The 20,812-nt window shown below is 64.2% G+C and carries 18 protein-coding genes; 7 read left to right on the forward strand and 11 right to left on the reverse strand.

Annotated features, from left to right (window positions below):
- Positions 1–85 precede the first annotated feature (85 nt).
- From FZI91_RS07365 to FZI91_RS07375, 3 genes are all read left to right on the forward strand, one after another.
- On the forward strand, positions 86–2,869 hold the full coding sequence (locus tag FZI91_RS07365; protein WP_155938591.1) for an MMPL family transporter: 2,784 nt from the start codon (positions 86–88) through the stop codon (positions 2,867–2,869).
- Positions 2,866–3,390: a helix-turn-helix transcriptional regulator gene (locus FZI91_RS07370; RefSeq protein WP_162526493.1), complete on the forward strand. Its 525-nt coding sequence runs from the start codon at positions 2,866–2,868 to the stop codon at positions 3,388–3,390. The genes FZI91_RS07365 and FZI91_RS07370 overlap by 4 nt, the downstream gene beginning before the upstream one ends.
- A gap of 110 nt (positions 3,391–3,500) precedes the next feature.
- A complete protein-coding gene (locus FZI91_RS07375; protein WP_155938159.1) occupies positions 3,501–3,923 on the forward strand; it encodes a CD225/dispanin family protein in 423 nt (140 codons plus the stop codon).
- Here FZI91_RS07375 and FZI91_RS07380 read toward each other — a convergent pair.
- Positions 3,920–5,155: a GNAT family N-acetyltransferase gene (locus FZI91_RS07380; RefSeq protein WP_162526494.1), complete on the reverse strand. Its 1,236-nt coding sequence runs from the start codon at positions 5,153–5,155 to the stop codon at positions 3,920–3,922. The genes FZI91_RS07375 and FZI91_RS07380 overlap by 4 nt on opposite strands.
- A 79-nt stretch (positions 5,156–5,234) precedes the next feature.
- Here FZI91_RS07380 and FZI91_RS07385 point away from each other — a divergent pair, with 79 nt between their 5' ends.
- The gene (locus FZI91_RS07385) at positions 5,235–5,654 is read left to right on the forward strand and encodes a CoA-binding protein (RefSeq protein WP_162526550.1); all 420 of its coding nucleotides are present in this window, start codon (positions 5,235–5,237) and stop codon (positions 5,652–5,654) included.
- Here the strand turns inward: FZI91_RS07385 and FZI91_RS07390 are convergent.
- Entirely contained in the window at positions 5,651–6,364 is a 714-nt protein-coding gene (locus FZI91_RS07390) for a hypothetical protein (protein ID WP_155938161.1), read from the reverse strand. The two genes, FZI91_RS07385 and FZI91_RS07390, sit on opposite strands and share 4 nt — an antisense overlap.
- A 28-nt stretch (positions 6,365–6,392) precedes the next feature.
- Positions 6,393–6,884: a hypothetical protein gene (locus FZI91_RS07395; RefSeq protein WP_162526551.1), complete on the reverse strand. Its 492-nt coding sequence runs from the start codon at positions 6,882–6,884 to the stop codon at positions 6,393–6,395.
- A gap of 111 nt (positions 6,885–6,995) precedes the next feature.
- On the opposite strand from FZI91_RS07395, the gene FZI91_RS07400 reads away from it, so the two are divergent.
- Positions 6,996–8,978: a M13 family metallopeptidase gene (locus FZI91_RS07400; protein WP_162526495.1), complete on the forward strand. Its 1,983-nt coding sequence runs from the start codon at positions 6,996–6,998 to the stop codon at positions 8,976–8,978.
- A 61-nt stretch (positions 8,979–9,039) separates the two neighbouring features.
- Here FZI91_RS07400 and FZI91_RS07405 read toward each other — a convergent pair whose 3' ends face one another.
- The 4 genes from FZI91_RS07405 to FZI91_RS07420 all read right to left on the reverse strand — a co-directional run bounded on the left by FZI91_RS07405 (position 9,040) and on the right by FZI91_RS07420 (position 15,012).
- On the reverse strand, positions 9,040–10,050 hold the full coding sequence (locus FZI91_RS07405; protein ID WP_155938162.1) for a L,D-transpeptidase family protein: 1,011 nt from the start codon (positions 10,048–10,050) through the stop codon (positions 9,040–9,042).
- A 225-nt stretch (positions 10,051–10,275) separates the two neighbouring features.
- Entirely contained in the window at positions 10,276–11,436 is a 1,161-nt protein-coding gene (locus FZI91_RS07410; RefSeq protein ID WP_155938163.1) for an acyl-CoA dehydrogenase family protein, read from the reverse strand.
- Positions 11,433–13,397, reverse strand: coding sequence for a biotin carboxylase N-terminal domain-containing protein (locus tag FZI91_RS07415; RefSeq protein ID WP_155938164.1), 1,965 nt, complete (start codon positions 13,395–13,397; stop codon positions 11,433–11,435). The genes FZI91_RS07410 and FZI91_RS07415 overlap by 4 nt, the downstream gene beginning before the upstream one ends.
- Positions 13,398–13,434: 37 nt before the next feature.
- Positions 13,435–15,012, reverse strand: coding sequence for a carboxyl transferase domain-containing protein (locus FZI91_RS07420; RefSeq protein WP_155938165.1), 1,578 nt, complete (start codon positions 15,010–15,012; stop codon positions 13,435–13,437).
- A gap of 102 nt (positions 15,013–15,114) precedes the next feature.
- Here FZI91_RS07420 and FZI91_RS07425 point away from each other — a divergent pair, with 102 nt between their 5' ends.
- Positions 15,115–15,717, forward strand: a complete 603-nt coding sequence (locus tag FZI91_RS07425) for a TetR/AcrR family transcriptional regulator (protein ID WP_155938166.1) — start codon at positions 15,115–15,117, stop codon at positions 15,715–15,717.
- Positions 15,718–15,775: 58 nt separating this feature from the next.
- On the opposite strand, the gene FZI91_RS07430 is transcribed toward FZI91_RS07425, so the two are convergent.
- The 3 genes from FZI91_RS07430 to FZI91_RS07440 form a co-directional block, all read right to left on the reverse strand.
- Complete coding sequence (locus FZI91_RS07430; protein ID WP_155938167.1) at positions 15,776–16,078, reverse strand: metal-sensitive transcriptional regulator; 303 nt, start codon at positions 16,076–16,078, stop codon at positions 15,776–15,778.
- A gap of 5 nt (positions 16,079–16,083) precedes the next feature.
- Positions 16,084–16,713, reverse strand: a complete 630-nt coding sequence (locus tag FZI91_RS07435; protein ID WP_155938168.1) for a DUF305 domain-containing protein — start codon at positions 16,711–16,713, stop codon at positions 16,084–16,086.
- A 74-nt stretch (positions 16,714–16,787) separates the two neighbouring features.
- A complete protein-coding gene (locus tag FZI91_RS07440) occupies positions 16,788–18,170 on the reverse strand; it encodes a wax ester/triacylglycerol synthase family O-acyltransferase (protein WP_162526496.1) in 1,383 nt (460 codons plus the stop codon).
- Between the two features lie 75 nt (positions 18,171–18,245).
- Here FZI91_RS07440 and ilvD point away from each other — a divergent pair, with 75 nt between their 5' ends.
- Positions 18,246–19,982, forward strand: coding sequence for a dihydroxy-acid dehydratase (ilvD, locus tag FZI91_RS07445; protein WP_155938169.1), 1,737 nt, complete (start codon positions 18,246–18,248; stop codon positions 19,980–19,982).
- A 73-nt stretch (positions 19,983–20,055) separates the two neighbouring features.
- Here the strand turns inward: ilvD and FZI91_RS07450 are convergent, their stop codons facing one another.
- Positions 20,056–20,781: a TetR/AcrR family transcriptional regulator gene (locus FZI91_RS07450; protein ID WP_162526497.1), complete on the reverse strand. Its 726-nt coding sequence runs from the start codon at positions 20,779–20,781 to the stop codon at positions 20,056–20,058.
- Between the last annotated feature and the right edge of the window lie 31 nt (positions 20,782–20,812).

A 20,812-nucleotide genomic window follows, 5' to 3' on the forward strand; every position in this document is an offset into this window, starting at 1 on the left:
TAGTCGCGTTGCTGTAGCATCACGACCACGCCACAGGAGACTGCGTGCGTCACACCGAACGACAGGGATCATCGTGCAGTCAGTCATGATGCGCACCAGCGACTACCTTCGCAGGTATCGATGGCTGACCATCGCCGTCTGGCTGATTCTTATTGTCGCCGCGGTAGGCCTGGTAATGGGCCGCGGCGAAAAGCTCACCGGTGGAGGTTTCGAGGTCGCCGGATCGCAATCGCTGATAGTGCACGACGCGATGGAGACCGGATTCCGCGAGCAGGGCGCCTCGCCGCTGGCCTTGGTCGCCGCGCCACGAGCCGACGCGACCGTCGCCGATATGACCGCCGCCGTCGATTACCTCAAGCAGATAGCGGCCCAGATCCCCCAGGTTTCGGTCGAACCCATTCCCCCGCAGCTGACGCCGCAGCCGGATCGGCCGTTCGTCGTCACCCTGCGGATCGGCTTCGACAACACCGGAGCCACCGATATCGCCAAGGATCTCCGCAAGAAGCTGGACATCCGTGGCGGCCAGCCCGGCCAGATCGCCGGTGGTCGAGTGTCGCTCTACGTGATCGGACAGGGCGCGCTGGGTGCGGCGATGACCGAGCAGATCGCCGGTGACATCAAACAGGCCGAGAAATGGAACATCCCGGTCATCCTCGTCGTGCTGATCGCGGCCTTCGGTTCCCTTGCCGCGGCCTCCCTGCCGCTGCTACTGGGTGTGTGCACGGTGGCGTTGAGTGTCGCGCTCGTTCTTGCGCTGTCCAATGTCACCACCATGTCGGTGTTCGCCCTGCCGACGGTGACCATGATCGGTCTTGCCGTCGCGGTCGACTACTCCCTCTTCATCCTCATGCGATACCGCGAGGAGCTGAACTCGGGAAAGAACCGGCAAGAGGCCATCGCCGCGGCCATGGCCACATCGGGGCTCACGGTCACGCTCTCGGGCCTGACGGTGATCGCCGCGCTCGCCGGTATTTACCTGATCGGGACCCCCGCGCTGGCGTCCATGGCGTCGGGCGCCATCATCGTCGTCGCCATCGCCGTCCTCACCTCCACCACGCTGATGCCCGCACTACTCGCCCTGTTCGGCAAGGCCGCGGCCAACCAGTCTCGCTTCTTGCGGGCCTCTCCGCTGCGCAAGCATTCGATCCCGTTCTGGCGCAAGTGGACCCAAGAGGTAATGCGTCGGCCGTGGCTCTCCGCACTGGGCGCTTCGGTGCTCCTGCTGATACTCGCAGCGCCGAGCCTGCACATGCAAGTCTCCAATAGCATGTTGCGCCAATTCGATTCGTCTCACGAGATTCGGCGGGGTATCGATGCCGCCGCCGTCGCCATGGGACCGGGCGCACTCGGGCCGGTGCAGGTACTGCTGACCTTCGACGGCGAGAATGGCAATGCGCAGGATCCGCAGCACGCGACGGCGCTGGAGACCGCGAAGGAAACGATCGCGCAGGCCCCCAACATTGCCGGGGTTTCCGACCCCGTCTTCTCTACCGGCGGCCACGAGGCGCTCATCTCGGCGGTGCTGTCCGTGGATCCCGAGGCAACGGCGGCGCGCCACACCGTCAGCTGGCTGCGCACCAATGTTCCCGATGCACTCAAGAATTCAGGGGCCGAGGTCAACGTGGGCGGGCCGACAGCCCTGCTGTTCGACTACGACAATCGTGTCGAACACTCCCTGTGGGCTGTGTTCGCGTTCGTCTGCGTGCTCGCGTTCGTGATGCTGCTGGCCACCCTGCGCTCACCGGTACTGGCCCTCAAGGGCGTGGTGATGACGGTGCTGTCGGTCGCCGCCGCGTACGGCAGCCTGGTGATCGTCTTCCAATGGGGATGGCTGGAATTCCTGGGCTTCCACAAGGCAAATATCGACAGCAGCATCCCACCGTTGGCCTTGGCGCTGACCTTTGGTCTCACCATGGATTACGAGATCTTCCTGCTGGCCCGTGTCCGCGAGCGGTACCTGCGCACGGGAGACTGCGGTGACGCTGTCTCGTACGGGGTGCGCACCAGTGCACGCACCATCACCAGCGCTGCGCTGATCATGATTGCGGTGTTCATCGGATTCGCCTTTGCCGGAATGCCATTGGTGGCACAGCTGGGCGTGGCCTGCGCGGTGGCGATCGCCGTCGACGCGACGGTGGTGCGTCTGGTGCTGGTGCCGGCGCTGATGGCGATGTTCAACAAGCGCAACTGGTGGTTGCCCGGCTGGCTGGACCGCGTGCTACCCACCGTCGACTTCGAAACCCCCTGTGTGGACGAGCTTCCGGGCCCGCACACCGAGAGCGCGCTCCGGCTACAGGGCTCCGGATTCGAAGAACCGCGCATCGACTACCACGCCATCGCCGTCTCGGCGGCCAGACTTAAGCGCCTCGCCGACGGTGGCACGGTCACCGCGCCCGATAACGAGTCGGTGCTCGCGGATCGTTGGCGCGACAACTTGACCGTGGCCCTGGAATCCTTGCAGGCCGGCAAAAACGGAACGCACACCGACGCAATCGAAATGCCCGGCCCCCTGTCCCGGCTGACGCCAGTGGAGATCACCCAGGTGAAGTTGCCAACGGGACAGAAATGCGTCGTCCCCACCGATGCCGAAGCGCTACGCATGCAGGGACTGTTGTTGATGCGCCGCAACGCCGAACGCGATTACACCGAGTTCGCCCGCCTGGCTTCACTAATGGAGCCACAGACGGCGGCGAAGGTCCTCACCGGGATCGATCAGCATTACTGTGTACAGTCCAATCAGCGGTGGGTTTCCAGCCAGTTGGTGCGTCGGCTGGCTGATCCGAAGCCCGGCGATGGCGCGATTGAAAGCCCCACGGTGCGCAGACAGTGCCTGTCCGTGGCGGTGGCAATGTTGGAGGATGCGAGGTGACGGTCACGAGCGACGCGCCAGCCGTCTCCCCCGAAGTGCCCGATGAGCCTTCGGGTTCCGATGCCACCGACACCAGCACCGAGCAGGCCGCCCAGTCACAGCGCAGCCCGGTGTCACATTGGACCACCGCGGAAGTTCTCAATGCCCTGCAAAGTGGCGATCTGTCCGATTGGCAGGCGATCGTCCACGCGCTGAAGCGCGATCCGTTCGGCAGAACCGCACGTCAGATCGAAGAAGTGGTCGGTGCCGATGAGCTGTACGGCATTTCGACCGCGCTGCAAGAGATCATCGCCCGTGCCCGGGACAACCTTGCCGAAAGCGAACGGCGCGAGGCGGCCAACGAGATCAATCTATTGTTCGAGGCCTCCGGTCTGCGCGAGGCCGAGTTTGCCTCGCGTATAGGCGTTTCGAACACCGAGCTGTCCGCGTACCTGGCTGGGACCAGCCTTCCCTCGGTCGCCATGTTGGTCCGGATGCGCCGCGTGGCCCGCCGGTTCGGACGCACCCGCCCCCGCGGCTAACTGTATTCAGCCTCAAGTTCCATCCGCGGTACCTGCGTAACCCATGTCAGTTTCCTCCGAAGCATCCGATCGCTATGGCAGCCCGTCTGAAATCGGCCTAACCTCGTGCCATGACCGACGAGACGAGTACCGACACACCTACCACCCCCTCAACGCCTCCACCTGCACCGACGTCCCCTGGCGGACCACCCAAGCCCCCACCCACCAATGTCGGCTGGGCCGTGGCGGCCGTTGTCTTCTTCTGGCCGTTGGCCTTCAGCGCTTTCACCAATGCCCTGAACGTCACCCAGTTCTGGCTCACCGGGCAGTACGACCGCGCCCAGGAATCCTCCGATCGTGCCAAGCTGCTCGGCAAGATCGCCCTGCTGACCGGCCTGGTACTGCTCTTCCTGTTCATCGCCGCGCGTATCGCCTGCGCCATCTGGTGGCACACACACGGTGGTGGTGGCGGTGGCGGACACCACGGCTGGGACCGCAGCGGTGACGACTGGGACGGCCCCGGCATGATGGGCCGCCCCGGCCGCGGCGACTAGAAGTCGTCGGGCGCACTCGGTGCGACGGGCCAGCCGAACGCGATGGCGGCCCGTTGCACCGAGCCTGCCCGCAATTCGGTGACCAGACCGGCACTGACCAGTACCTGCAGGCTGACGCCGCCCATGTAGATGGCGCCCAGATCGCGCACGGTCAACGCGATATCGGCTGCCTCCGTGGTGATTTCACAACGGGCATCGGTCAAACCACCACGCAGCCGGTACCGTCCGGAGTTCTCCGGCAAGAATTCGTCGGTCACCTCGAACACCAGGTCGACCTCGGCGGAGTATCGCCGCTGTGACAACGCCCGCGGAATGTCGAGCAAGCGCACCTGAATCGCGTCGCTCACCGCGCATTCCAGTGCCGAGTGGTTGGCCACCAGGTAGCGCAGCTCCTCATCGACGGCCGCCCCGTGATACTTGACCTTGCGAACCAGGTCCATATCCAACAAGTAGCGCCAGGTCCGTGCGTAGGCGCGGGGATTCGTCGCCAGCACCTCCTGCACATGCAGCTCGCTGTTGGGGCCGGTGCCACCCCACTCGTGCTTCGGTCTGTAGATGGCGAATCCGCTGACGCTGCCATCGGATTCGTAATGCAGGACGAAGCGGATCTTGCCCGAGTCCTTCTGTCGTTCCTCGTTGTCGAAGGTCCATGCATCCCACCACTCGCGCGAGCGCGACATCTGACCGGGCAGCGCCACAATCACCGCGTCGTAGACGGCCGGGGCCGTCGCCAGGAAGGTCTCCGAATCCACCTCCTCGAGCACGCCATCACCCAGGTCCACCCCGGGACGGAAGGCAAGCTCGCGCACCTGCCCGGATAGGGAGGCAGCCTCAATCGCAATGCCGTAACCAAATCGCCCGTAGATCAAGGCCTCCGATGCGAACAGCATCGCGAGTGCCTCACCGCGCAGGCGGATGTCGTCGAGCTGGTGACGCATCATCGCGGTCAAGAGCCCCTTGCGGCGATGGGTCGGCAACACCGTGACCGCGGTGACGGCAGCCACCGGTACGACGGCGCCGCCGGGCAGCACCACCTGACGGCTGAACGCACCCGCCGTCGACACCCACCGTTTTCCGTTGTGGAAGCCGATCATGCGGTCCAGCTCGGTGAACTTGCGGGTGACCGCGATGTCGTCCTTCTGCAGGTCCTGCAGGAATACGGAATACGACGAGGTCATGTACGACTCGTAGTCGTCCTCATCTTGAATGGTGCGTAGGGTCAGTTCAGACACATACCCATGTCTACCGTGCCATGCCGAGTGCTGTCACTTGAGTTTTCGGTGTGCTGTGTTCGACGAGAGAGGAACCTCGGTGTGGACTGCCCCCGATGACGCCGCCATCACCCGGATTCTGCGCGAGACCAAGAGCATTGCCATCGTGGGCATCTCGGCCAATCCGGACCGGCCGAGCAACGGCGTCTACCGGTACCTCGCTGCACACAGCTCCTATCGCATTTTCCTGGTGAATCCGACCATCTCGGAACTGGACGGCCAGACCGTCTACCCCAGCCTCGAGGCGCTGCCGGAAACACCCGATCTGGTGGATGTGTTCCGTCGCCGCGAAGAACTGGCGGGTATCACTCGGGAGGCCATCGACATCGGCGCGCGCACGCTCTGGTTCCAGCTCGACCTCGTCGACATCGAGGCAGCCGACAAGGCGGCCGACGCCGGTCTGCAGGTCGTCATGGACCGGTGCACCGAGATCGAATTCGCGCGTATCAGTTCGCACTAGCTTTCGGTGGCCCGCGCGCCGATGCGGTCGATCGGCGCGATGTTGTCGACGAGCCAGCGGCCGTCTCGCTTAGCAAGCGTCATCCGCAGCGCCAAGATCGCGTCCGCTGGTTGCGTCTTCGCTGCGGTGCTCGTGCGCCGCACCAGAGTGGCCGCGACCGCGGACTCGGGACCCATCGCCTCCAAGCCCACCGAGATGATCTCGCCCTTCTGCGAGATCCCCTTGGCCTTCAGTTCGGCGGTGGCCCGGTCGAAATCACGGCTGAAGGACTGGGCCTGCCCCGGGGTCATCTGCTCGGTGGCCTTACGCACATAGGTATCCGGGCTGTCGGGGGTGTAGTTCACCACCGCCTCGGCCACCGTCCCAACGACATCGGTCACGGCCGATCGATCCGAGTTCCCCGCGCGATCAGGCACCGTCCAGTCTTGGTATCCCACGATCGCGACGGCCACCACGGCAGCGGTCGCCAGGGCCGCGATTCCGGTACGCAGGCCCGGACCATCGTCATCCGTGCCGACGGTGACCGAATCACGGCGGGCCAGGTAGGCGTTCACCGCGACACCCTGGGCGATTAGCAGACACGCGGCCGTACACACCACCACCCACCAGGTCGGCCAGCCCAGGATCACCCCGAGCGCCACGATCCCGAGCACAGTCACCAACGGAGCCAGTACGTCAAAGAGGATGACGCGCACAACATTCCGGCTCATCAGAAACCACGCTCTTCGCGCAAGCGGCTCATCGCAGAATCTCCAGCCCCGTGACCAGCAGCTGGTCGCCCACCTTGGACACCGCAAGCCGCAGGTACCACGGGTTGACCTTCGCGGGCGCCTTCGCGGCTCGGGTCACCGAGGTTGCCACCACCATCACACGGTCGGTCCGCTCCGCCGACGGCAGGTCCACATCAGCATCCCCATCCGGTCGCCGCTCCGCACTCTGCCTTTCCAACGCCACTGAGTCGATCTCGCCAGCGGCCTCGGTGTCGAGGGCCCGCGCCAACTGCACGAATCCGGCGATGGTCTGCCCCAGCTCATCGCTAAGCCGGCCAGCCGCGCCGTCCCGCAAGGTCTGGACGCTGGCCTCGACATTGCCCTTGTTCATATTGATCAAGGTGTTGACCCAGCTCACAGCGGTATCGAGTACACGTGAGTCGTACCGATCCCGGACCACCTGGCTGCGATGCCCGGTGACGATCAGAACCGAAAGCACCAGCGCGACAACCGCGATCACCCCGAGAAGCGCCGACATCAGGCCGTAGCGAGAGATGACGGGGCCGTCTTGCGGCACCGGGGCGTCTTTGCTCACGGCCCTCACCCTAGCGACCCATGCCACCATGGACGGGTGACGACAGAATCAGTGCTGCCAAAATCCGGGATCGACCTGGGCTACCGCGACGAATCCATCCGCCCGCAGGATGACCTGTTCGGCCACGTCAACGGACGCTGGCTCGCCGACTACGCCATTCCGGCCGACCGTGCCGTCGATGGGGCGTTCCGGACCCTGTTTGACCGCGCCGAGGAGCAGGTGCGCGAGATCATCACCGAGACGGCCGAGTCGGGCGCACCAGAGGGCACCGAGTCGCAGAAGATCGGTGACCTGTTCGCCAGCTTCATGGACACCGAAACCGTGGCGCGCGTCGGCCTGGCACCGCTGCAGGAGGAGCTGAACCGGATCGTCTCGGCGCCGGACGCCACGGCCCTGGCCGCCGTCATGGGCGCACTTCAGCGGGCCGGGGTCGGCAGCGGCGTGGCCTGCTACGTGGACACCGACGCCAAAAACTCCTCGCGCTATCTGCTGCACGTCAGCCAGTCCGGCCTCGGACTGCCCGACGAGTCGTACTACCGCGAGGAGCAGCATGCGGCGACGCGGGATGCCTACCGCGCCCACATCGCGGCCATGCTCACGCTGGTCTACGGCGACGAGGACCACGCCGATGCCTCCGCGCGGATCGTGGCGCTGGAAACCAAAATTGCGGCGGCGCACTGGGACGTGGTGAAGAGGCGCGACGCCGAGCTGAGCTACAACTTGGTGAAGTTCGTCGAACTGGAGCACACCGCACCCGGGTTTGATTGGGACGGCTGGATTTCCGGGCTCGGTGCCACCACCGGCCAAGTCACCGAACTGGTGGTGCGGCAGCCCGATTATCTGACCGCGTTCGCCGGACTCTGGGCATCAGAGTCGTTGAGCGACTGGAAGCAGTGGGCCAGCTGGCGGTTGGTGTGTGCCCGTGCGCCATACCTCACCGAACCATTAGTGGCCGAGAACTTTGATTTCTACGGCCGCGCACTGTCGGGTACCGAGCAGATCCGTGACCGCTGGAAACGCGGTGTCGCGGTGGTCGAGTCGCTACTCGGCGAGGCCGTGGGACAGCTCTATGTCACGCGCCACTTCCCACCGAACGCCAAGGCGCGCATGGAGGTTCTCGTCGAGAACCTACGCGAGGCCTATCGCGTCAGCATCACCGACTTGGCGTGGATGACGCCGGAGACCCGCGAGCGGGCCCTGCAGAAACTCGATAAGTTCACCCCGAAGATCGGCTACCCGGCGACCTGGCGTGACTACTCGACGATCGCCATCCGCCGCGGCGACCTCTTGGGCAATGTCCGGCGCTCCACGGCCGCCGAATGCGACCGCGGCCTCGCCAAGCTCGCCGGTCCGGTCGATCGCGACGAGTGGTTCATGACCCCGCAGACGGTCAACGCCTACTACAACCCCGGCATGAACGAAATAGTGTTCCCGGCAGCCATCTTGCAGCCGCCGTTCTTCGACGCCGACGCCGACGACGCCGCCAACTACGGAGGCATCGGCGCCGTCATCGGCCATGAGATCGGCCACGGCTTCGACGACCAGGGCTCCAAGTACGACGGTGACGGCAATCTGGTCAACTGGTGGACCGACACTGACCGCGACGAATTCGGGCTACGGACAAAGGCTTTGATCAAGCAGTACGACGAGTTCGTGCCCCGCGAGTTGTCCGATCAGCATGTCAACGGCGCGTTCACCGTGGGCGAGAACATCGGCGATCTGGGCGGTCTCTCGATCGCCCTACTCGCCTACGAGATCTCGTTGGGCGGCAAGCCCGCTCCGGTAATCGACGGGCTTACCGGAGCGCAACGCGTGTTCTTCGGCTGGGCGCAGGTGTGGCGAACGAAAGCCCGTGAAGCTGAGGCTATTCGTCGCCTGTCGGTGGATCCGCACTCACCACCGGAGTTCCGCTGCAACGGTGTGGTGCGCAACATCGACGCGTTCTACAAGGCCTTTGAGCTCACCGCCGAGGATGAGCTGTTCCTGGAAGCCGATCAGCGCGTACGCATCTGGAGTTGATCTCTCGCAACGAGAAAACCCCCGGCCATCGGTCGGGGGTTTTCTCGTACTGCGCCGGAGTTTAGAAGCGCTGCCAGTCGTCGTATCCGTCGTAGTCCTTGTACGGACCGCCGGGCGAATTCTTCACGATCACCGGGTCACCGGGATGTGACTGGTTGAAGTACCACGTGGCGTTGTCGGTGCTCAGGTTGATGCAGCCATGGCTGGTATCACTTTTACCCTGCTGGCCGACTGACCACGGCGCACCGTGGACAAAGATGCCCGAGTTGGACAACCGGGTAGCCCAGTAGACATCGAGCTTGTAGCCCTCGGCCGAATTGACGGGCACCCCATAGGTCGACGAGTCCATCACCATCTTCTGGAACTTCTCGCTGACGTAATACGTGCCGTTCTTGGTCTCGTGCTTCTTATCGTGCTTGCCCATCGACATAGGCATGGTGCGCTCCACGACGCCGTTGCGCGTCACCGTCATCGTGTAGGTGGCATCGTCGACGGTGGACACGAAGGCATCACCGACCTTGAAGCTCCACTTGGTCCCACCGGCATTCACGTTCACATCGGTGTTCGCGGGCCAGAACTGTGTGGGCTTCCAGCGCAGCTGCTGGTCGGTGTACCAGTAGAAGTATCCCGGCACGGCCTTCGAGGTGGTGATCTTCACGGCGGCCTCGGCGGCCTTCTTGTCCGTCACCGGAGCAGCGAAGACAATCGTCACCGGTTGGGCCACACCGACGACGTCACCATTGTTGGGCGAGTTCTTGAGAAGCCCCACCGGCAGCGGCGGTACATCTCCGGTGGGAGGTGCCCCAGCCCCGGGCGGCGGGGTTGTCGGTGCCGGCGGAGCAGGCGGAACCTCGCCGGGAGGCGGAGCGTCCGGCGGCGGCAGTTCCCACGGCGGCGGCGGGGGCGGCGGAAGTTCGACGGGTGGGGGCGGTGGGGGCGCCGGCTCTTCAATACCCGGATTGCCTGGATCATCCGGGTCTGCGAGCGCAGGAACTACTCCGGCACCCAAGAGTCCAACGACACAGACGCCGCTGACGAGGGCGCGCCTGGACCAACGAGTTACGAGATGCATGCTCACTCCTGTAGACACGACACATCCAGTGTGTCATAGGCTCCGTCGCCACCAGGCAACTCAATGTTTCATCGGTTCGCGAAAATCGCCCTTGACCAGGCGTTATCGGCGTTGATTAGAAATGGTCACATTCATAACCCCGTGGGGGTACCTGCCACTACGAGCCTTCCAGCGGAGTGCCAGGGGATTCCCAGGTCACCCACTCAGCTAAGTACTCGTGCCAGGTTACCGGCTCAGCGAACGGGCAATGAGCATGAGCTGCACCTCGCTCGTACCCTCGCCGATCTCCAGGATCTTGCTGTCGCGGTATTGGCGGGCGACCGGCGACTCGTTCATAAATCCCGCTCCCCCGAAAATCTGGGTGGCATCGCGGGCGTTATCCATGGCGGCCTCACTGGCCATCAGTTTGGCGATCGAGGCCTCGGTCTTGAACGATTTTCCGGCCAGCAGCAGGGCAGCCGCGTGGTAGTAGGCCAGCCGGGCGGCGTGTGCGCGGGCCTGCATCCTGGCGATCTTGAACGAGACCGACTGGTAGTCGATGATCGCGCTGCCGAAGGCCGGGCGGTTGCGTGCATACCGCAGGCTCTCGTCGACGCATCCCTGAGCGGCACCGGTTGCGACCGCCGCGATGGCGATCCGCCCCTCGTCGAGGATCCGAAGGAATCCCGCGTATCCACGGCCTCGCTCCCCCAACAGATTCTCATAGGGCACCCGCACGTCGTCGAAGCTCAGCGGATGCGTGTCCGAGGCATGCCATCCGACCTTGTCGTAGCCCGGCTCGACCGTGAATCCCGGTGTGCCGCTGGGTACGTGAATGATAGAGATCTCGGGCGACCCATCCGCGGCGCGCCCGGTCACCGCCGCGACACCCACCACGGCGGTGATGTCGGTCCCCGAGTTGGTGATGAATGCTTTGGAGCCGTTGATCACCCAGCTGTCGTCGTCCTCGACGGCACGGGTGCGAATCGACCCCGGTATGTCGGTACCTCCACCGGCTTCGGTCAAACCGAAGGCGGCCAGCCGGTTTCCGGTTGTCAGCTCGGGAAGCCAGCGCTGCTTCTGCTCCTCGCTCCCGAATCTGTAGATCGGCATGGTGCCCAGCGAGACGCCCGCCTCCAGGGTGATCGCCACACTCTGATCGACCCGGGCCAGTTCCTCCAAGGTCAGGCAGAGGGCAAAGTAGTCGCCACCCATGCCGCCGTACTCCTCGGGGAAGGGCAGACCGAACAGCCCCATCTCGCCCATCTGGGCCACCACCGCATACGGGAAGGTCTTGGTTGCGTCGTGGTGCGCGGCGACCGGGGCCACTACCGAATTGGCAAATTCCTCAACGGTTTTGCGTAGCGAGTTGTACTCATCGGGTAGTTCTGCGGTACTAAATGTCATGGTTTCGCCTCCTCGGGAGGAATGATGGGGTGGATGGTGGCCAGCAGTTGGTCGACGGCCACTTGGTCGCCGACGGCCACTGAGACGGTCACGGTTCCGGCGATCGGTGCACGCAAGGTGTGTTCCATCTTCATCGCCTCGACCACCACGACCGGGTCGTCGCGCTCCACGAGAGTTCCCGTGCTCACCGATACGACGCGCACGACTCCGGGCATGGAGCTGCGGATTTCGCCGTCCTCGTCCTCACCGTCGTGGTGACGTAGCCGCGGCTCGGGTGCGATATCCGCATGCCAGGTGCCCGCCTCGGTCGCAATCCAGGCCGTTGCACCGGTACGCGCGGCATCCGCGCGATGTAGCTGACCGGCGAATTCGACGCTCACCTGCGATGCCTTGCAGTGCGACCGGCTGGGCACCCGTTCACCGTCTCCGACGCTGGACTCGGCCACCGGGTCGCCCCAGAGCCGGACGAGTTCGGTCGATTCACCGATGCGCAGCCGATACGACCGCGGTGCATGCTCGCCAACACGCCACCCGGACTTACTGTTCCAGAGTTCCCCGGAGCCGGATACACCATCCATGAGTGTCGCGGCGGCCACCCACACCCACGGCGGCGGCACCGTCGGATGATATCCGGACGCGATCGTATCGAGCAGGGCTGTATCGATATCACCCGATACCACAACGGGATTCGTCAGCAAGGCACGAAGAAAGTCGATGTTGGTGCCCACGCCGAGGATTCGCGTCTCAGCGAGTGCCTGGTCAGCATCCGCGAGCGCGGTCTCGCGGTCGACCGCATGCACGATGACCTTGGCCAGCATCGGATCGAATCGAGAACCCACCACGGACCCCGATGCCAGCGCGGAATCGGTGCGGGCCGTGCTCGAATAGTGTGCCAGTGCCACGGTTCCGCCGGTCGGCAAGAATTCGCGTGCGGGGTCCTCGGCGTAGACGCGAGCTTCGACCGCATGGCCGGTTAGGCTGATCTGCCCCTGACTGAGCGGCAGGTACTCGCCGGCCGCCACACCAATCTGCCACTGCACCAAGTCGATTCCCGTCACCATCTCGGTGACCGGATGTTCCACCTGCAGCCGGGTGTTCATCTCCATGAAGTAGAAGGACTCCGGATCGTCCGAGTCCACGATGAATTCGACGGTGCCTGCACCGAAATATCCGACACTGCGAGCAATCTGACAGGCCGCCTCACCCATTGCGGCGCGCAGCGCGGGTGTCAGCAGCGGCGACGGCGCTTCCTCGATCACCTTCTGGTGCCGGCGCTGCAGACTGCATTCGCGCTCGCCCAGATGCACCACATTGCCGTGGGTGTCGCCGAACACCTGGATCTCGATGTGGCGGGGACGTGCGAGATAGCGCTCGACCAGCAAGGTGTCGTCGCCGAAGATTGCGGCGCCCGCGCGCCGGGATGCGGTCAGCGCATCGGGCAGCTCACCCAGGTCATGCACTACCCGCATGCCCTTGCCGCCGCCGCCCGCGGACGGCTTGATGATCAGCGGGGTTCCGATCCGCTCGGCCGTAGCAAGCAGCTCGGCATCCGGCAGTGCGCCAACACTTCCGGGCACCACCGGAACGCCGGCGGCAGCCACGGTGTCCTTCGCCCGGATCTTGTCGCCCATCGCGTCCATCGCCTCAGCGGGCGGACCGACGAAGATGATTCCGGCCGACTGGCATGCCCGCACAAAGTCCGCGTTCTCCGAGACGAATCCGTACCCGGGGTGGATGGCCTCGGCCCCGGTCTGCTTGGCGGCGCTGATAATCGAATCGATATCTAGGTACCCCGAGGAGTCGGCACCAAGGCGCACCGCGGTATCGCACACACTCAGGTGGTCGGTGTCTCCATCGGTGTAGACCGCGACGGATCGAATTCCCATGGCCCGCAGGGTGGAGGCGATCCGGACCGCGATCTCGCCGCGGTTGGCGATTAAGACTGATTTGATGGACCTCATTGGGGACCTCTGTTCTTCGCGCAAGCGCTCATCACCGTCACATCCTGAAGACGCCGTAGGAAACCGGTTCCAGTGGTGCATTGGCGCAGGCGCCCAGCGCCAGTCCGAGCACCGTGCGGGTGTCGGCGGGATCGATGATCCCGTCATCCCACAGGCGCGCCGTTGAGTAGTACGGATTACCTTGTCGCTCATACTGTTCACGAATCGGCGCCTTGAACGTCTCTTGCTCTTCGGCGGTGAACTCCTGTCCGGAGGCCTCGCGCTGATCGGCGCGCACGGTGGCCAGCACGGAAGCGGCCTGCTCGCCACCCATCACCGAGATACGAGCGTTCGGCCACATCCACAGGAATCGTGGCGAGTAGGCCCGTCCACACATCGAGTAGTTGCCGGCTCCGTACGAGCCACCGATGACCACGGTCAGCTTCGGCACCCGCGCGCACGCTACGGCGGTCACCATCTTGGCCCCATGTTTGGCGATGCCGGCGGCCTCGTAGTCGCGTCCCACCATGAATCCGGAGATGTTCTGCAAGAACACCAGCGGTATCTTCCGCTGGTCGCACAGCTCGATGAAATGCGCGGCCTTCATGGCACTTTCGGAGAAGAGCACACCGTTGTTCGCGATGATTCCCACGGGGTGCCCGTGCAGCCGCGCGATACCCGTCACCACTGATTTGCCGTACTCGGCCTTGAACTCGGTGAAAGTGCCGCCATCGACCAATCGGACGATCACCTCGTGCACGTCGTAAGGGATGCGCGGGTCGGTGGGTACCACGTCATACAAAGTTCCTGGATCACGTTCCGGGGCAATCGTTTCGACCACCGGCCATGGCGACTTCTCCTTGGGAGCCAACGTAGATACGATCCGGCGCACGGTACGCAGAGCGTCCTTGTCGTCGGCGGCCAGGTGGTCCGTTACCCCCGAGGTCCGTGAATGCAGATCGCCACCGCCGAGCTCCTCGGCCGTCACCACCTCTCCCGTCGCGGCCTTCACCAACGGCGGTCCGCCCAGGAAAATCGTGCCCTGCTTGCGCACGATCACGGCCTCGTCGCTCATTGCCGGGACGTAGGCGCCGCCCGCGGTGCAGCTGCCCAAAACCGCCGCAATCTGCGGAATTCCCTTGGCGCTCATGGTTGCTTGGTTGTAGAAGATCCGGCCGAAGTGCTCACGATCGGGGAACACCTCGTCCTGCATCGGCAGGAACGCGCCACCGGAATCCACCAGGTAGATGCAGGGCAGCCGGTTCTGCAGCGCGACTTCCTGCGCGCGCAGATGCTTTTTCACCGTCATGGGGTAGTAGGTGCCGCCCTTGACCGTCGCGTCGTTGGCGGCGATCACGCATTCGCGCCCCGACACGCGTCCGACGCCGGCGATGATGCTCGCCCCTGGGGCGTCGTCGTCGTACATGCCGTTGGCCGCCAGCGGCGACAACTCCAGGAATGGACTACCCGGGTCCAGCAGCGCGTCTATGCGGTCGCGCGGCAAGAGCTTGCCCCGGTCCACATGACGCTGCCGGGACTGTTCGTTGCCACCGAGGGCCGCACGTGCGAGCCGCTCCCGCAGCTCGGCGACCAGCCGGGCATGTTCTGCCCTGTTCTCCTCAACCACCAGAGTCATACCCAGCTCCGAAGTTCGAATAATTCAGTTAATGAAGATTAACTGTGTTTAGGCTAATCTCGATTAACTGATTTGTCTAGGGCGGGCCATTACGGAGGTTTGATGACCAACCTGATACCTGCGTCCGAGTCCCCGAACAAACGCGAACGCGCCAAGGCTGATCGGCGCGATCAGCTGCTGCAGGCCGCCGCCCGGCTGGTGGCGATGCGCGGGTATGCACGGGTGCGATTGGAGGACCTCGGCTCCGCAGTCGGAATCAGCGGCCCGGCGATCTACCGACACTTCCCCAACAAGGAAGCCCTGCTGGTGGACCTGCTGGCCGACGTCAGCCGTCGGCTCCTCGAAGGAGGAACCAACGTAGAGGAAAGCGCCGAGACCGCGCGCGACGCGCTTGAGGGTCTCATCGATTTTCATCTCGACTTCGCCCTCAACGAAAGCGATCTGATTCGCGTACAGGACCGCGACCTCGACTCGCTCCCCGAAGCCGCCCGCCGTCAAGTGCGCCAATACCAGCGCCGCTATGTGGAGGTCTGGGTTCAGGTGCTCTGCCGGATCGATGACGACCTCGACGAATCCGACGCGCGGATCAAGGCACACGCAGCCTTCGGCCTATTGAACTCGACGCCCTACAGCGCAGGTCGATCAGCTCCTGCTCAGACGCGGGCTGTGCTGCGGCAGATGGTGGTCGCCGCGCTCAGCTCCTAGGCGCGAGTGCGCACCTATGAATGCGTGCATAACCGCACACTCGGCGACCAGCCGAAGGTTAGGAACGCACCAGCCGAGCGATCGCCGCAGAGGCCTCCGCGAGCTTCTCATCGGCGTCCGCACCGCCGGAGGCGACGGCGTTGGTGACGCAATGACCGAGATGCTCGTCGAGTAGCCCGAGTGCCACCGACCGCAGCGCGCTCTGCGCGGCACTGATCTGGGTCAGCACGTCGATGCAGTACTTGTCCTCATCGATCATCTTCGCGATACCACGCACCTGGCCCTCGATACGTAGGAGCCGCTTGGCGTAGTCATCCTTCTTCAGCGAGTAACCGTGTCCGGTTGAAACATTGGTGCTCATATCCATTATCCCTTGAGAAGGCCTTGCATCGTGTCGATCTCAGGCTGCTGATTGTCGATGATCTGTTGCGCCAACTGCTTTGCTGCAGGGTACTGGCCTCCGGACAGTTCCGCATTCGCCATGGCAATGGCGCCCTGGTGATGGGCGATCATCGACTGCAGCCACAGCTGATCGAAGGCCTCGCCGTTGAGGGTCTTCATCCCGTCCAAGACGGGCGTGTCCACCATGCCAGGCATGTGCCCCGCCGGGTCGTGCCCCTCGGGCATAACCGGCTTGCCCCAGTTCTTGAGCCACTCGGTGAAGGTGTCGATCTCGGGCTGCTGCGCTGTCTCGATGTTCTTCGCGAGATCCAGCACCACCGGATTGGCGGTCCGCCCCTCTGTCAATTTGGACATTTCGACGGCCTGCTGGTGATGCATGATCATCTGCTGCGCGAAGGTCACATCGGCGTCGTTGTGATCCGACGGCGATGCCGTTGCGGTGTTGGTATCCAGGGTGGTCGACATTCCGGAGTGGCCCGCGTGGTCGGAACCGGCATCGTCCTTTTTGCCTTCATTTCCCGAGCTACACGCTGACAGAATCAGCACAGCAGCAGCAGCGCCGGCGAGGATCGCAGTCCGAGTTCGATTTCGCATGCCCCTATCGTAGCCCAGATACCCCCATAGGGTACGATAGGGGCATCTTGCATACCCCTTGTGGGTACGAAACATCAGGCGACGGACTCCTCCAATTGCACGAGAGCCTCCTCCAGGTGGCTCAGGATGCGCTGTAGGTGCGGCACGCTTGTGCGACATCCGGTCAGACCGAAATGCATCGACGATCCGCTGCTGGTGCAGGTGATATTCAGCGCCACTCCATCGATCGGGATGGATGCCGGGTAACACCCGTCCATCTCGAATCCGTTCCAGAACATATCGGTGCGCGGGCCGGGAACATTGGAAATAATCACGTTGAATGCAGGGGTGGCCCGGTCCACCAATCCGGGAACAGCAGCACTGAGAGCGGGTGCCCCGTTGAGCGCTCCGACCAGCATGCGCTGCGCCGGCGTCATCTCCGAAAGCACAGACTTGGCGGCCTGCACCGAGTCCCGGATCGCACTGAACCGTTCCAGCGGGTCAGGCTTGTCCGTGGCCAAGTTGGCCAGTAGCGCAGTGACCGAGTTCCCCGCGTTCTGGTCGCCTTCCGCTCGGATCGACACCGGACACATGGCGATCAGCGGCTTGTCGGGCAACGCGTTCCGCTCTTCCAGGTAGGTCCGCAACGCGCCCGAGCACATGGCCAGCACCACATCGTTGACGGTGCCGCCCAGTGCCTTGCCGGCCTCCTTGATTCGCTCCATCGACCAGGTCTGTGCGGCGAATCGCCGCGCGCCCCCGATCGAGACGTTCAGCATGGTGTGCGGCGCCGACAGCGGCCTCACCAGCTGCGGATCAGACAGCGCGTGCCGCCCGTACTTGAGCAGACCGGGGGGAATCGACACGATCTGTTTCACCGCGCCGGCCGCTCCCCTGACGAGATCCAGCGCCGAAGTGTTCGTGGTACTCACAATGCTGCTCTTGGCACGCTTCTTCGCCGGGGCCCAGACCGCTTGGCAGTCACGCGCATCGGGGTCGTCAGATAACGAGCGCATCATCATGCGCAACGCCCCGACACCGTCGATCACGGCATGGTGCATCTTGGTGTAAACGGCCAAGCGACCGTCTGAAAGCCCTTCCACCACATGCATTTCCCAGAGTGGCCGGTGCCTGTCGAGCGGTGCGCTGTGCCAGCGGGAGGTGACTGCGAGCAGCTCGCGCACCCGGGCCGGGCTGGGCAACGCCTCGCGGCGCACGTGGTATTCGAAGTCGATCTCGTCGTCGATGATCCAGGTGAGGTTGCCCATGACCGCCAGCGGTTGTCCGGGTCGTTTGCGGAAATCCGAAGACACCTCGGTGGTGGCCATCAACTGCTCGTAGAACACCTCCGCGTAATCGCGGCCGATATCGGCGGGCGGTTTGAACAGTTGGAGGCCACCGACGTGGAACGGATGCTCACGCGTCTCCCCAATGAGGAACATCGAGTCGCTGACCGGCATAAATGGCATGGCGGCCATGCTGCCACTTTGCTCAAGATCCGGAGGCGGAATCCGCTTTGACCGGCTAACTAACCGACGGGGATACTAAGGCACATGTCAGCCCACGACGCACCGTCCGATGATCTTCGCGCGAGCGGCTCATCACCCGACATCAAGCCCCGTAGCCGCGACGTCACCGACGGCCTGGAGAAGACCGCCGCCCGCGGGATGCTCCGCGCGGTAGGCATGGGCGACGACGATTGGGTCAAGCCGCAGATCGGCGTCGGCTCGTCGTGGAACGAGATCACCCCGTGCAACATGTCGCTGCAGCGGCTGGCCCAGTCGGTCAAGGGGGGTGTGCATGCGGCTGGCGGCTACCCGCTGGAGTTCGGCACCATCTCGGTGTCCGACGGCATCTCGATGGGTCACGAGGGCATGCACTTCTCGCTGGTGTCCCGCGAGGTCATCGCCGACAGCGTCGAGACCGTGATGCAGGCCGAGCGGCTGGATGGCTCCGTGCTACTGGCCGGGTGTGACAAGTCCATTCCCGGAATGCTCATGGCCGCAGCACGTTTGGATCTCGCCTCGGTGTTCTTCTACAACGGCTCGATCATGCCTGGCAAGGCCAAGCTGACAGACGGCACCGAGAAGGAAGTGACCATCATCGACGCCTTCGAGGCCGTCGGTGCCTGCGCGCGTGGCCTGATGTCGCGTGAGGACGTGGACATCATCGAACGCGCCATCTGTCCCGGCGAAGGCGCCTGTGGCGGCATGTACACCGCCAACACCATGGCCAGTGCCGCCGAGGCTCTCGGAATGTCGTTGCCGGGCAGCGCCTCTCCCCTCGCCGTGGATAGGCGGCGCGAGGATTACGCGCGCCGCAGCGGCGAGGCCGTCGTCGAGATGCTGCGCCGCGGGATCACCGCACGCGACATCCTCACCAAGGAGGCCTTCGAGAATGCCATCGCCGTGGTGATGGCATTCGGCGGGTCCACCAACGCGGTGCTGCACCTGCTCGCCATCGCCAAGGAGGCAGAGGTCGAACTGTCGCTGGACGACTTCACCCGCGTCGGGAAGAAGGTTCCGCACCTGGCAGACGTGAAACCATTTGGCCGCCACGTCATGAAGGACGTCGATGAGATCGGCGGTGTGCCGGTGGTGATGCGCGCGCTGCTGGATGCCGGCCTGCTGCACGGTGATTGCCTCACTGTCACCGGACAGACCATGGCCGAGAACCTCGCGCACATCGCGCCGCCCGATCCGGACGGCAAGGTGCTGCGCGCCATGAACAACCCGATTCACCCGACGGGCGGCATCACCATCCTGCACGGGTCGCTGGCACCGGAGGGAGCCGTCGTCAAGTCTGCAGGCTTCGAGTCCGATGTATTCGAGGGCACCGCAAGGGTTTTCGAGCGGGAACGCGCGGCACTCGATGCCCTGGAGGACGGCACCATCACTCACGGCGACGTCGTGGTCATCCGCTACGAGGGCCCCAAGGGCGGTCCCGGTATGCGCGAGATGCTGGCCATCACCGGTGCCATCAAGGGTGCCGGGCTCGGCAAGGACGTGCTGTTGATGACCGACGGACGTTTCTCCGGTGGTACCACCGGACTCTGCGTTGGGCATATCGCGCCGGAAGCCGTGGACGGTGGCCCCATCGCCTTCGTTGAGGACGGCGACAGGATCCGTCTCGACGTCGCCAACGGCACGCTGGATCTGCTGATTGATGAGGCCGAACTCGCCACCCGCCGTGAGGGATTCGAGCCGCTGCCGCCGCGGTACAAGACAGGTGTGCTGGCCAAGTACACGAAGTTGGTCCAATCGGCCGCCGTAGGCGCGATCTGCGGCTAGCTGAACTTCCCGCCGATTGTCGACTTTTCGTGCCGACTACCCGCACTTTCGCGCGAAAAGTCGACAATCGCGCTCAAGAAACGCGCCCGGGATCGCGATAGTGCTCTGCCGTACGTGCGATCTCTGCCGGGGAGGGCAGCGACTCGTCGCACTCCAAATAGACTCCACCCACCCGTAAATTGTCATCGACGATGAGCCAGATTCGCCTGACCAGATCATCGATCAACCGCTCCTGGGAGGTTCCCCCCGGTTGATCGAGCCAATAACTCACCGAGGTCTCGGCCATCCCGACGATGCCCATCGCCAACAGCTCGGTATCACTCTCGACTCCGAACGCGGCCAAGTACACCGCGAATACGTGCGAAAGATGTTTTCCGGTCGACAGTTTGATATCCGCGATCGCATCGGGCGTGTCAGAGCCCTCCGAGAGCGAGCATCTCGCCAAGTACCGGTACAAGTTGCGGTGCCCGACGAGGAAACGCACATACGCGCCGATACCCGCCCCGATGATCTGTGCCATCGATCCGTGTGGCTGCCACACCGGTTCGAGTTCGGCAATGATCATCTCGCTCGCCCGCTGGGCCACCGCGCGCTGTAAGTCCGCCGCATCGGTGAAGTGCCGGTAGAGCTTGGTTCGGGTGACCCCAACGTGCACCGCAATCTGCTCAGTCGAGGTCTGCGGGCCGTGCTCGGCGATCGCCGCAAGGGCGGCCTCGACGAACTCAGCGCGCCGGCGTTCGCGCTGGCCACTCCACCTGCCCGCCGAGGATTCTTGGCCATTGGGCTGCACGGATCTCACTCTAGCCAATCAGCTGGTACGTCGCGTACCA

It is taken from the genome of Mycobacteroides sp. CBMA 271 (assembly GCF_009729205.1).
Classification (GTDB): domain Bacteria; phylum Actinomycetota; class Actinomycetes; order Mycobacteriales; family Mycobacteriaceae; genus Mycobacterium.

Bases quoted from the DNA above. Each gene is read 5' to 3' on its own strand.
- FZI91_RS07365 (WP_155938591.1), top strand. From the start codon at position 86: ATGATGCGCACCAGCGACTACCTTCGCAGGTATCGATGGCTGACCATC.
- FZI91_RS07375 (WP_155938159.1), top strand. From the start codon at position 3,501: ATGACCGACGAGACGAGTACCGACACACCTACCACCCCCTCAACGCCT.
- FZI91_RS07390 (WP_155938161.1), bottom strand. From the start codon at position 6,364: ATGAGCCGGAATGTTGTGCGCGTCATCCTCTTTGACGTACTGGCTCCG.
- FZI91_RS07405 (WP_155938162.1), bottom strand. From the start codon at position 10,050: ATGCATCTCGTAACTCGTTGGTCCAGGCGCGCCCTCGTCAGCGGCGTC.
- FZI91_RS07410 (WP_155938163.1), bottom strand. From the start codon at position 11,436: ATGACATTTAGTACCGCAGAACTACCCGATGAGTACAACTCGCTACGC.
- FZI91_RS07415 (WP_155938164.1), bottom strand. From the start codon at position 13,397: ATGAGGTCCATCAAATCAGTCTTAATCGCCAACCGCGGCGAGATCGCG.
- FZI91_RS07420 (WP_155938165.1), bottom strand. From the start codon at position 15,012: ATGACTCTGGTGGTTGAGGAGAACAGGGCAGAACATGCCCGGCTGGTC.
- FZI91_RS07425 (WP_155938166.1), top strand. From the start codon at position 15,115: ATGACCAACCTGATACCTGCGTCCGAGTCCCCGAACAAACGCGAACGC.
- FZI91_RS07430 (WP_155938167.1), bottom strand. From the start codon at position 16,078: ATGAGCACCAATGTTTCAACCGGACACGGTTACTCGCTGAAGAAGGAT.
- FZI91_RS07435 (WP_155938168.1), bottom strand. From the start codon at position 16,713: ATGCGAAATCGAACTCGGACTGCGATCCTCGCCGGCGCTGCTGCTGCT.
- FZI91_RS07440 (WP_162526496.1), bottom strand. From the start codon at position 18,170: ATGGCCGCCATGCCATTTATGCCGGTCAGCGACTCGATGTTCCTCATT.
- ilvD (WP_155938169.1), top strand. From the start codon at position 18,246: ATGTCAGCCCACGACGCACCGTCCGATGATCTTCGCGCGAGCGGCTCA.